Below are 12,913 nucleotides of genomic sequence, written 5' to 3' on the forward strand. Positions count from 1 at the left end.
TTACCACCCTCTTTTCCCCAGAAAACTCATTAATTTCTGCTCTCTGTCATTCCTTCTTTCCTGTTCTGTTTCCTCATATTCATTTTTCTCAAACTTCAGTTCTCCCTCCACACGTCCATCCTCAATATAGACCACCCGTTCTCCTCTGATGGCAACCTTCATATCATGTGTGACCAGAATAATCGTCTGCCCCTGTCTGTTAAGCTCATTTAACAAATCCATGACAAGCTCTGTCTGCGCCGAATTAAGGCTCCCCGTGGGCTCGTCGCACAGCAAAATCGGCGGTTTGTTTATGACAGAACGCAGGATTGCCGCTCTTTGCTGCTGCCCTCCTGATAACTGGGAAGGATATTTGCTCACATGCTCCTTTAATCCAAACTGGCTGCACAGATTGAAAATAGTTTCCTTCCTGGAAGCCCTAAAGTCTTGGCCCCTACCATGTCCTACATGGCTTTTTTCTCCTGTGGGCCGACGAACCAGCATCATGGGCAGCATAATATTTTCATAAACCGTAAGATCTGGAATGAGGCATTGCTGCTGAAAAACAATCCCTATGTTTGTACGCCGAAACAAAGCCTTTGCCTTTTCCCCCATATGACCGAAGCCCTCCCCCTCTGGACATATAGAATATTTCACTGTACCCTCATCACAAGTATCAATTCCCGCGATCAAATGTAAAAGGCTTGTTTTCCCAGAGCCGGATGCGCCCATAATCACAACAAATTCTCCCTTTTTAACCTCCATGCTTACATTGTCAACGACTCTGTTTTCCGTGGTTCCCTCATAGTACTTTTTTGTAAGATTTTTAATTTCCAATAGTTTTTCCATTCCTGTTTTCCTCCATTTCTCATACTGATTTCTTAAAATATTCTAATCAAACGTCCCTTGATCTGTACCTTTGTCAGCAAACATCCCCTTGATCCGAAATAACAGAATCACATAGCTTGTCTCTGCGATTGACGTATAAAAAAATGCCAATACAATCTGGGCTAATCCGGGCCCTATAATGGTAAGGTCATCTAAATAATTCAACAGAGAAAACAATCCAACCGACGCCATAAGACCTCCAAGAGTCAGCGATAACGCGGCCACGTATTTGACGGCTTGTACGGCTGATTTCATCTCTTTTATTGACAATTCCGTTCCTGCAAAGCATGCCTTCCATGCATTCAAATAATCATGAAATCGGCCAAAAATTGATAGAATCAGAATTTTTGCTCCAAACAGGTAAAACAATGTGGGCAAATCAAAAATATCAGCTATTCTTCCCATGGGCAGCGAAGAACCTATTAGTCCCATAAAAGCCAGAGCAATGCAGGCCATACCCAGTATTGTTCCAATGCCTCTGCCCTTTCTCTCTTTGGCATTTTCATTCAGTTCATCCACCAGCTTCACAAGATTGCTTTCTGACTTTTTCACATATTCTTCTGATGAAAATTCTTCTGACAGAAATTCTTCACCTGCAAGTAATTCGTTTACATCAATCTTCAATTCCATGCTAAGCTTAAGCAGAACTGACGCGTCCGGCATCCTGTTTCCTGTCTCCCATTTTGAAATGGTTTTATCGGTGACGCCAAGCCTCTGTGCAAGCTGCTTCTGTGACAGCTCTTGCTTCTTTCTCATAGCTGCGATAAATTTCCCAATTTTAATCTGGTCCATTGTCTTTCCCTCCGTCTTTCCCTCTTATTGCTGATAAAACTATATGATATTTTAGCTTATGGTTCAATCCCCAAATAGGCGATTGGCTCTCCGATTTGGAGAATCTTGATAATCAGCGGTTTTTCTGTGTTTTGAACATAAAAAGGGACATGACGATATCCGAAAATATCAACATGTCCCCAGATATAATTGCTGCTAATTGTGAAAAAAGTTCATTAATATATGCATTACGCAGTTCTTGTCAATTAATCCTCAATCTTTGCCCCACATAAATAAGATTAGGATTCCGAATCCCATTAAGCTGCATCAATCGTTGATACGTCGTACCGAACCGAGCGGCAATCCCGCTTAAAGTATCCCCCCGCTTCACCACATAATACGTCGGCTGTACCGGACCGGAAGAATCAACAGGAATCCTGATTACCTGCCCAACATAAATTCGGTTCGGATTCGCAATTCCATTTAGCTGGGCCAGAACCGCCACTGTCGTCCCATATCTGACGGCAATTTTGCTTAAGGTATCTCCACGCTTAATCCTGTAAGTAATCGTCGGCTGAGGCTGAGGCACAGGGTCTGGCAAAGGCGGCTCTACACTCCCTTCCTCTCTTGCATAGCGATCCCAGTCACCAGAGTCTCCATAAAATACGTCCAGGTCAAGATAACCATTATATCCTGGAAGCCTCCCCTCTGAGGTATACTGGTACAGTAACGCCCCTCCCCATGGTCCAAGCTTTTGGGGCAGCGGCGCATCGGGATTGTAGCCCATCGGCGTTCCATAAGCATAATAATACGCGTTCCACATAGGGTATCCCGCTGATGCCACAGCGTTCCAGTCAAGATGGTTCGCCATATAATTACTCATATAAATCAACGGCTTTACCCTTGTCAGTTCATAGACCCTGTCTAGCCACTGTTTCGACCAGATTGCCCCATTTTCCATATTCTGTATCTCGAAATCCAGCACCAGAATCGCTTTTCCAATATACCCCCTAATATTCCTTACAAAATATTCGGCTTCAGCCGCCGCATTACCGCCGCCTGCAAAATGATAGACTCCTAACTTCTTTCCAAGCTCTGCTGCCTGCCGAAAATGCTGATCACAATAAGGGTTCACATAAGTGGTTCCTTCTGTTGCTTTTATAACCACAAACTCGCAGGGAACTGCCGCCAGGTTGATTCCTGCCTGCCATCTGCTGATGTCTATTCCATTCATACTCATAAAAAATCACTCCTTCACTATATAAACTATGAAGGAGGCTGACAGCAAGTTCCAAAACAAACGAAAAATCAGAAAAAAGGGATGTTTTCAGCGCCCTAACACCGAAAACACCCCTCCAAGATCTTAACCGCCTCCCTAATCTGCTCCTCTGTCAGATTCGCATATCCCAGTAATATCGTCGCCTTTTCCTCTCCTGACTTAAGAATCCGGTAATCCGACAGCCCATACACCCGTACGTCCTTCTTAGCCGCCCTTTGAATCAGTTCTTCCTCCGACAGCCCATTTTGAAATGTCAAAAGAAGATGGACTCCTGCATGTTCCCCTGAAACCGTCAGGATATCCGACATACCCTTAAGCCCCTCCAGCAGCACATCATGGCGGCTCTTATACAGAGCCCTCGTCTTGTTGAGATGCCGTTCGTAATACCCATCCTCCAGAAATCTCTGCATAATCAACTGGTCTACCTTGGAAACGGTAGTATGTATGAAATCATTCTTTCTCTCATATTCCTCCATCAGCGGCTCAGGAAGCACCATATAGCTAAGCCTGATTGCCGGCGCCACCGACCTTGAAAATGTCCCTAGATAAATAACTTTTTCATGGGCATCATACCCCTTTAGCGCAGGAATGGGTTTTCCCTTATAACGGTACTCACTGTCATAGTCATCCTCCACTATGTACCGTCCCTTCCCCTTCTTTGCCCACCGCAGCAACTCCATCCTCCGGTTAATCGGCATCACAATCCCTGTGGGATACTGATGAGAAGGAGTCACATAAGCAATATCTGCCCCTGACTCCTCCAATTCACGAATCTTTATTCCATTTTTATCCAGAGACACGGGATGAGTCTCATAGCCTAATGCATTTGCCATATGATACGCCTGCTTGTAGGCAGGATCCTCAAAGGCTATCCTATGCTCTTTCCCTAAAACCATGCTAAGAAGCATCAAGATATAGTCGCTTCCCGCGCCCACAATAATCTGCTCAGGGGAGCAGTTCACTCCTCTCGCCTGGTGAAGATAACTGCTTATGGCGCAGCGGAAGCCATACTCTCCTTTGGAATCTCCACAGCGGAATAATTCCGTCCGGTCATCCATCAAAATATCTTTGGATAGCTTCCGCCATGCATTATACGGAAAACTCCTTAAGTCCACCCCATTTGGCGAAAAATCAAACTGAAACTTCTTCTTTTCCTGCTTTGAGGGCTTTGCCTTAGGCTTCTCACTCTTAAGATGGTACAACTCCTCCGTCTGCGCCACAAAAAAGCCTCTGTATGGCTCTGACTCAATATACCCTTCCGACAAAAGCTGCTCATAGGCAAGCTCCACCGTACTTCTGCTGACCTCCAAATGTCTGGACAGGGAACGGGTTGAGGGAAGCTTCTCCTTATATCCAATCCTTCCGCTTTGGATGTCCCTCTTAATATAGTCGTAAATCTGTTCGTAAAGGGGAATCTTAGAATGGCTCTTAAGATTCATCGTCAATTCATACATATATTATTTTGGCAGCTTAAACGAACTCTTCAAAGATACAATCCGGTTAAATACCAGCGCCTCCGGCGTCGAATCCTTAGAGTCTATACAGAAGTATCCGTTTCTCACAAACTGGAAGCTGTCGCACCCTCCTGCCTGTGCAAAGCTATCCTCCACATAACACTTGCGGACAGTCAAAGAGTTGGGATTCAGATTCAAAGAGCCGTCCTCCTTGTTGTAAACTCCCTTCTCCTCATCCACCAGATTCTCATAGAGGCGTACCTCTGCCTGCCTTGCATAAGGCGCCGCTACCCAGTGAATCGTTCCCTTCACCTTCCGTCCGGTAAAGCCTGTACCGCACTTCGTCTCCGGATCGTAAGTACAGTGAACCACAGTCACATTGCCCTTCTCATCCGTCTCATAGCCCACACATTTTACAAAATAAGCGTGCATGAGACGCACTTCATTTTCCGGAAACAGACGGAAATACTTCTTTGGAGGCTCAATCATAAAGTCCTCCCGTTCAATATAAAGCTCTCGGCAAAACGGCAGTTTGCGCATACCAAGCTCTGGATTCTCCAGATTATTCTCCACCTCCAGATACTCGGTCTCACCCTCCGGATAATTGTCGATAATCAGTTTAATAGGGTCAAGCACCGCCATCATGCGGGGACGCTTAAGCTTCAAATCCTCTCGGATACAGTATTCAAGCATAGCATAATCCACAGAGCTCTGGCTCTTAGATACGCCGCACATCTCGATAAACATCTGAAGGGATTCCGGCGTAAATCCCCTTCTTCTAAGCGCAGCTATTGACACAAGCCTTGGGTCGTCCCACCCGTCCACAATACCGTCTGTTACCAGCTTCTTAATATATCGCTTTCCAGTCACCACATTGGTCAGATACAGCTTGGCAAACTCAATCTGGCGCGGCGCAGGGCTAAATTCACACTCCTTTACCACCCAGTCATAAAGGGGTCTGTGATCCTCGAACTCCAATGTACAGATAGAGTGGGTAATCTTCTCCACCGCATCCTCAATTGGGTGCGCGAAATCATACATAGGATAGATGCACCACTGATCCCCTGTATTATGGTGCGCCATATGGGCCACACGGTAAATGACCGGATCACGCATGTTGATGTTGGGGGACGCCATGTCAATCTTGGCCCGCAAGACCCTCTCCCCGTCCTTCACCTTTCCGTCCTTCATTTCCTCAAACAGACGCAGATTCTCCTCTGGGCTTCGGTCACGGTAGGGGCTGTTCTTCCCTGCCTCCGTCAATGTACCGCGGTATTCCCGAATCTCATCCGCGCTTAAGTCACAGACAAAAGCTTTCCCCTTCTTGATTAATTTTACCGCACATTGGTACATCACCTCAAAATAATCCGACGCAAAATACAGATGGTCCTTCCAGTCTGCGCCAAGCCATTTTACATCCTCCTTGATGGACTCTACGAACTCCATATCCTCCTTTGTGGGATTCGTGTCGTCAAACCGCAGATGAAAGGTTCCGTTATACTTCTTCGCCAAACCGGAATTCAGCAGAATGGACTTGGCATGTCCAATGTGAAGATAGCCGTTTGGCTCTGGCGGGAACCTGGTACATACTTCAGAATAAACTCCCTCGGCTAAATCCTTATCTATCTCCTGCTCAATAAAATTTTTGGAAACTGTTTCTTCTCCCATATTACTCCTCCTTGTAGATACTTACATTCTGTCCCCTATCTTATCATAAAAAATATGGCGAAACAAGGTGGTTTTCTAACCGCTTCTTCAGAATCAATAATGCCTGGGTAATGATTGCCGCGTGGTCTGCCGCCGTCATTCCCTGCTCTATTACAATATAATTCTGTTCCTGAATAACTCCGTCTGTTCTGATGTGTTCCTCAACCAAGGCTTTCGTTGCCAGCCCTTTGTCTTCATTTTCCAGAGATAAGGCATAACTGTTCGTTACCTTTCCGCCCTCCTGTTTAGAAGAAACCAGCTTTAGCCCCACCTTGCACCATGCGGCGTCTGCGGCGTCATCTCCTGCTTTGACCCTCACGTCTTTTTCATTCACAAGAGCCATATACGCTGTGGTGATGACTCTGGAGCGGGGATCTCTGTCATAGCTTCCGTAGGTGGCAAGCTGCTCCATCACAAGCCCTTTCACCCCTGTTTCTTCCTCCAGCTCTCTCCTGGCAGTATCTGATAAGTCCTCCCTCATATTGACAAAGCCTCCTGGCAGCGCCCAGGTTCCGATGCAGGGGTGGTTACTCCGTTTTACCATGAGGAGACTTAAGCTTTCTAAGGATGGGGCAGGCTTTCCCGAATGGGCGAATATAAGTGCGTCTGTTGTACAGCTTGGGGATTCGTATTTTGTGGGGTCATATGCTTTTAGAAATTCCTCCAAAGTCTCCCCTTTAGCGTTGCGTTCTTCGGTCCCGCGAAAACGGGATATATCTTCTAAAAATGATGGCACGGTTCTCATCCTCCTAAAATCTAATTATAATGGCTGATATTCGGCTCCTCCGACAATATCAACATATCTGCTATTATATGCCATGCTTAGGTATCCTGTCAATTTATCACTCTTTATCGGAACATACTGCTTGCCACAGAACCCTAACATTTAACATATAAAAATAAAGATATTCCAAAGAATCATTTCCTTGAAATATCTTTACTTTAATAGTCTCAAAGCTGCCTAGCGGAATCGAACCGCCGACCTCCGCCTTACCAAGGCGACGCTCTACCGACTGAGCCAAGGCAGCATACATGTGATATGCAACATTGATACTATACAATATTTTGCCCCGTCTTGTCAATATCCTTTTTTCTTTTTTCTACATTTTTTTCTACATTTTATTTAATATTTTGTTATAGTAATCCCCCCCCAAAGCATATGAACCGGAAAAACCTATTTTAATTAATCCAAAGCAATGCTGGGCGGGCAAAATAATTTTTCCGTTTAGGGCTTTTAGCTTTGTCCTATAACTTATTAAAACCGGAAAAAGCAACGCCGTTTTTACAGGAAAATATTTAAGATTAAAATATAAAGATTTTGGTATACTAAAAACTACTAAAAAAAAAAATAGACTCACTTTCCTATCCCCTTTCTTCCTTTCGCCTGCTGAATCACAGCAAGCAAGGCAACGTACACAACCCCTCCTATAAATATCTTTGTCATAACATTCAGTAATTCTGAGGCTATGGGTAAATGAATGCCTTTAACTGCTAAAAACATAATCATCCCAATCACATACATATAACCGTCCTTCATGACATATTTCATCACTTGAACGTCAGACGATATCCGAATCACTTGGTAGCCGCACACAACAATCTCTGTAAAAAGGGTAGCGATTGAAGCGCCAACTGCGCCTAGTCTGGGTATCATAACAGCATTTATAACCAGATTCAAACCTGCACCTATGAAAATAGACTGAATATAGATACCGTCTCTCTTTTTGGGTATTAAAAACTGAGTCTTCATAACATTTCCAATTCCTACAAAAAAACAGCTCGGCAAAAGAAAGTATAAAACATCTATACTCTTTTCAAACCCCTCTCCCAAAAATACCGGTACAAATTCAGAACAAACTGCCATGATTCCAAAACAAATACTAGTCATGACAAAATTTATCAGCGTAACACTATTTGAAAACACTCTTTCCATTTCTGATTCTTTTGACTTTGAATTCAAATATGATATGCGGGGCAAGGCAACGGTTCCCAACGCCGTGACAAACATAATGGGAATAGCCTTTAATTTATCAGCGCTTTCATAATAACCAACTTCAACGCTAGAAGAAATAAGCCCAATCATCACCTTGTCCATCATATTATATAAGCTGACCCCCAAAACAGGAATAAACAAAATAAAGTTTGGGGCAATATGCCTTTTTATCTCTTTCCAACCAGGTTTTACAAGCCTAATCCTGCCCTTCAAAAAGGGCCAGATTGAAAGCTGCGTAAGCAAATAAGAAACAACTGTAATCCATACATATATAATCAGGTCATCTTTTTCCCTTATAAAAGTTAAAATCAACACAGTAGTACAAAGTTTAATCACCGTATTGCGAATAACCGTGATTTTAAATTCCTCCATTCCGAAGAAGAACCAATTAATATCGAACAGATATGATAACAAGTAAACTCCAAACACACAGGAAACCGTCGTTTTCGCTATACTGACACAATACCAGCCATATACAGATAATACCAATATTCCTGCCAATACCTGCATGATATATATGTTTACGAACAGACTGGATAACCTGTTGATCTCCCCTTTATTCATGGCAATCTCCTTTAAACATCCCATTCCTTTGGAAACATTAAATCCAAATAAGTTCGTATAACAGAACTTAGAATATTTATCCTCAAAATGAGAGAACTCTACCTGGGCAGCATTTAATGCACAGGGATACAAATACGTATACCCTCCGTACTTGCCCACACAAATATGATTCGACTCATATTTTTTATCGTCCCCATAACACTCAATATCCTCATATTTCATTTTCCAAAACTCGTCATCGTCATCCAAATAAAGAAAAATAAAAAATTTAAATGCCCAATAAGGAGAGCCATTTCTGCAAACTTTTTCGCTCTCGAAGAAAAAGCTTCACATATTTCGGTATCTTCTCCTTCCATTAGCGAGCAATAAATCAAAGAATAAAAATGAAAGGCAAAGCTGTTATAATAATCAATGCGGCTAGACTCGCCGTCGCTATAAATTCCATCGCCCCTATAAATTCATTAATCTGCTTCTGCCAGCCTTTTATTCTATCCCAGTCTAAAGGACTTAAATCTAATTTGTATAAGAGTACATGCACTAATAGTTGGAAGAAAAGCCAGTTATTCTTGGGCAGCTCTACCTTCTCAATACTACCGAGCCATTCCCTTATATGTTCAGAATTCTTCCTCCAGAACTCTGTTGGAATGAAGCGTCTGTTTTTAAATAAAAAAATGCTATGGAAAACATTTCCACATGCATTTGATCCATATTGTCTTTTATTCCCCAAAAATATTTATTTTCAGGATTCACTCCTTTTGCAATCGTCTCAAGGGCATAGTTCAGACGATTTCTGTTGGGCGCATTATAAATTAAGGGTCCAAGTCCAAGCAGCATTCTGGAAAAACATTCTAATCCAATCACCTTCTCATCATAAACAGAAAGAAATTTTTCATCAAATGAATCAAATTCCTGTCCAAAAAAAGGCTGAAGCATTCTCTCCAGCAAGTCTAGCATATATCTCTTATCTTCACACATATAAACTCCTTTATCCAACCATTTTAATCAGGCAGAAAATGATTCTCCATTTGATGGTTATTCCTGTAATCTCATAATTTGAAACATAATACCTGGCGTTGAATCTTTTGCAAAAGGCTTTGAATTCCCTTACTCTTTTTATCCAACTGATTTTTCTATTCCTATACATAGACTTTTTGTTTGATTTTCTTTTGTGATTTTGCAACAAATTTTTACAAAAGTAAATTAAGTGTTGATTTATTAGTTTTAGGTGGTTATAATAATTATGCTGTTAAAGCAAAAAATCGCAGAGTATTCTACTCTGCGATTTTTATAATTATTACAATCAGACATCATACCGTCTTCCACATTACAATTCTTCCACCCTGCAAGAATGTTTTTTCATCCTCCTGTCATAGCTAATCCCAACAGCCAAAACCCTCCCCTCAAACTTCGGCTTTTCCCCCAATTTCCCCTGAAAACGAAGGACATACCTTTTATCTCTAATCTGCCTAATTGCCTCCTCTGGCTTTCCATCAACCTTCAATTCCAGAATCAAAGCGTCTCCCCTTCTATGCTGCGGATAGAATATAAAATCCACATACCCCTTTCCCGCCTTATCCTCTCTCTCCACACGATACTCATCTCTCGCAGACAGATAGACCAGATTCACAAGGGCAGACAGTTCAGTCTCGTGATTATACGATAAGATCGGCGACTCCGTATCATGTGCAAATTCCAAAATCTGGGCCATTATCTTTGTATCGCCTGCCAGCGTAGCCGCAAGCATCTTCTCCGACTGCCTTGCCAGACTATAAACGTATCCAAGACTTTCCTTTGACAATAACAATTCGTCAAATCTGTCCATCAGCTCCTTGTTGGGAATGAACACCCTGCCAGACCCATCTTCATAAGTCAACAAACCGTAAACAACCATAGCTGAATAGATCTGGTCTTTTGTATCCAACCTGGCCGCAGTCGCCGCGTACTCCTGTATCCTGGCCTTCACACCTTCCCCGGACACCATCAGCACAAGATCATCTCTGATATCTTTAACATTATTTTTGATATAGTAATAGCACTCCTCATACGGACCGGAACCCGTCCAATAGCTTTTCAACTGATTATCCGTCAAAGCGCACACAACAGAACGGGGATTATAAAGTCTCTCGCCAACCGCCGTATAATAGCCGTCATACCAAAACCGCAGGTCATCCCGCGAAATCTTCGGTATCCTTGTAGTCTGTATATATATCTCAAATAGCCGGTCAACCTCTTTTTCCAAGAATCCGAAATATTCACCATACAATTCAGACGCAGCCATACTATATTCCTTGAACATGTTAATCTCTGAACCGCTGGAATATTTCGCTATTGGCAGAACTCCAGTCATATAAGCAAATTCTATATACGCCTTGTCCTTAAGCAGAGCCTTCAAAAGCCTCAGGAATTCCTGCCTATCCCCTTCGGAAATAAACGGCATATGAAATGCAGCATCCCACTCGTCGAACACGAACACAAACCTTTGCCTTGTCTTCTGAAAAATCTCTGTCATGATATCCCAGACTGCTTTGGATGTATCTGAAACAATTTCCGGATATGCAGAACTTAAATCTTCCTTTAATCCCTCTAAAATTCTCGTAATGTATTCATCAAAGCAGGAACATCTCTCCGGAATCTCACTAAAATCAATATAGACCACCGGATATCTGTTCATACACTCCCGAACCTGCTCTTTGTCTATGCCGAATTGAGCCGGGGTGCTTGTGTCCCCATCCGTCCGTCCTTCCTTTCTGTCTGACAGAATATTCAAACCTTCAAATATGGGCGCCCCGTCCGCTGTTCTTCCAAAAAAAGCGGCAACCATATCTGCCATCACACTCTTGCCAAACCTCCTCGGCCTGGTAATGCAGACATATTTCTGCCCGTCTATGCTGACTGCCGAAATTAACTCTGCAATCATCAAAGATTTATCAACAAAAAATCGAGTCCTCACAATATCCTTATAACGCTCTGACGGAACAATGCTGTCTAAAAACATCCCCATATTTAAGACCTCCTCTTTATGACTGATGATAACATGGCCATGGGATGTTTACAAGAAAAAGTTCGTCCCTTCTCACTTTGCCTTCCATCGTTCCATATTGCACAGCGCCCTCCAGGCCGTATACTTTCCCTTCAAAAAAGCATCCACATACTTCCGTTCTTTTTCATTGAGGAATACCTCATATTCCCCGGTAATCCTGCAAAGCAGCCGCCTAACCGTATAACACCCCAATTCAAAGGCCAACGGATGATATTTTTTATTCATCCGGTAAAACACAATCACCCCAAACTCGCGTATTGTCAACTTCAAAATATTCACGTCAACCTTTATCTTCTGACGATACATAAATTCCAGCGTCGCATACGCAAGGAATACATGGTCAAGCCCCTTGGGATTCACTTCCTTAGTTCCCCAGGTATGCAGAATTGATGTCGGATTATCTTTCCTATAACGATATAAGGGTAAATCAACATACTCAAACGTCTCCGCCATATAGAACAATAAATGTGCAATCATCATATCCTCATAAAGATACCCTGCCGGAAAACGAATCTCTTCCCACATCTCCCTTTTATAAACCGCACCCCACGCATACGTAAAACTTAGCATATCCTCCCCCTAATCCGTTATGATAGCTGGATTTTACCCGTCGGTACCTTCCGGACGGGAGTGTCGTACCGTCCGAATACATCTGATAAAAATCAGCCTTTACAATGTCAGCCTTGGCCTGTGCCGCTTTCTGCATTAAGACCTGGATATAATCCTGCTCTACACAGTCATCCCCATCCACAAAACTGATATACCGTCCTCTTACCTTCTCCAATCCTGCATTTCTTGCACAGGAAAGCCCCTTATTCTCCTGATGCACAACGCTGACCATTGGATAATTTTCGGCATACTTATCGCAAATCATCCCCGACGAATCCACTGAACCGTCATCCACCAGAAGCACTTCATAGACGAATTCCGTCTTTTGGTCCATCAATGACTGAATACACTGGCCAATGTATTTTTCAATATTATATACCGGCACAATCACGGATACATCCACTTGTGAATCTACTTCCCTATTCTTCCATGTATATTCATAGGGAAATTGATAAGAATATCCCAGAATTTCCGCCTTTTTTATCAAAGCTTCAATAGCACAGTCTCTCTCAAAATCCCCCCCCTTATATTTATAAGCCATATCGGTATACTCGGCCAAAAGCCAGACAAGCGCTCTTTTCACGCTTCTCTTAATTACGCCCATCCTGAATCTCTCCTTCTATTTCTCC

General features: G+C 42.9%; 10 protein-coding genes, 1 tRNA gene and 1 pseudogene. All 12 read right to left on the reverse strand.

The annotated features are described in order from the left end of the window. Complete coding sequence (locus GN277_RS13805; RefSeq protein WP_159751567.1) at positions 1–828, reverse strand: ABC transporter ATP-binding protein; 828 nt, start codon at positions 826–828, stop codon at positions 1–3. 42 nt (positions 829–870) lie between these two features. Beyond that, entirely contained in the window at positions 871–1,659 is a 789-nt protein-coding gene (locus tag GN277_RS13810; protein ID WP_159751568.1) for a helix-turn-helix domain-containing protein, read from the reverse strand. A gap of 241 nt (positions 1,660–1,900) precedes the next feature. Continuing rightward, complete coding sequence (locus GN277_RS13815) at positions 1,901–2,878, reverse strand: LysM peptidoglycan-binding domain-containing protein (RefSeq protein ID WP_159751569.1); 978 nt, start codon at positions 2,876–2,878, stop codon at positions 1,901–1,903. Positions 2,879–2,973: 95 nt separating this feature from the next. Further along, positions 2,974–4,371 carry a MocR-like pyridoxine biosynthesis transcription factor PdxR gene (gene pdxR / locus GN277_RS13820; RefSeq protein ID WP_159751570.1) on the reverse strand — a complete coding sequence of 466 codons (1,398 nt, stop codon included), beginning with the start codon at positions 4,369–4,371 and terminating at the stop codon, positions 2,974–2,976. 3 nt (positions 4,372–4,374) lie between these two features. After that, a complete protein-coding gene (locus GN277_RS13825; RefSeq protein ID WP_159751571.1) occupies positions 4,375–6,039 on the reverse strand; it encodes a glutamine--tRNA ligase/YqeY domain fusion protein in 1,665 nt (554 codons plus the stop codon). 43 nt (positions 6,040–6,082) lie between these two features. After that, on the reverse strand, positions 6,083–6,814 hold the full coding sequence (locus GN277_RS13830; RefSeq protein ID WP_159751572.1) for an NUDIX domain-containing protein: 732 nt from the start codon (positions 6,812–6,814) through the stop codon (positions 6,083–6,085). 219 nt (positions 6,815–7,033) lie between these two features. Beyond that, positions 7,034–7,106: transfer RNA gene (locus tag GN277_RS13835), tRNA-Thr, on the reverse strand. Positions 7,107–7,432: 326 nt separating this feature from the next. Next, complete coding sequence (locus tag GN277_RS13840; RefSeq protein WP_159751573.1) at positions 7,433–8,857, reverse strand: oligosaccharide flippase family protein; 1,425 nt, start codon at positions 8,855–8,857, stop codon at positions 7,433–7,435. Next, positions 8,854–9,610: pseudogene (locus tag GN277_RS32410) on the reverse strand (DUF2264 domain-containing protein). The gene GN277_RS13840 and the pseudogene GN277_RS32410 overlap by 4 nt, the downstream one beginning before the upstream one ends. Positions 9,611–9,959: 349 nt before the next feature. After that, positions 9,960–11,636, reverse strand: coding sequence for an AAA family ATPase (locus GN277_RS13860; protein ID WP_159751576.1), 1,677 nt, complete (start codon positions 11,634–11,636; stop codon positions 9,960–9,962). Positions 11,637–11,708: 72 nt separating this feature from the next. Further along, positions 11,709–12,245 carry a hypothetical protein gene (locus GN277_RS13865; protein WP_159751577.1) on the reverse strand — a complete coding sequence of 179 codons (537 nt, stop codon included), beginning with the start codon at positions 12,243–12,245 and terminating at the stop codon, positions 11,709–11,711. Next, positions 12,208–12,888, reverse strand: a complete 681-nt coding sequence (locus GN277_RS13870) for a glycosyltransferase family 2 protein (protein ID WP_159751578.1) — start codon at positions 12,886–12,888, stop codon at positions 12,208–12,210. Before GN277_RS13870 ends, GN277_RS13865 begins: the two co-directional genes overlap by 38 nt. Positions 12,889–12,913 lie beyond the last annotated feature (25 nt).

The organism is Sporofaciens musculi (assembly GCF_009830285.1).
Lineage (GTDB): Bacteria > Bacillota > Clostridia > Lachnospirales > Lachnospiraceae > Sporofaciens > Sporofaciens musculi.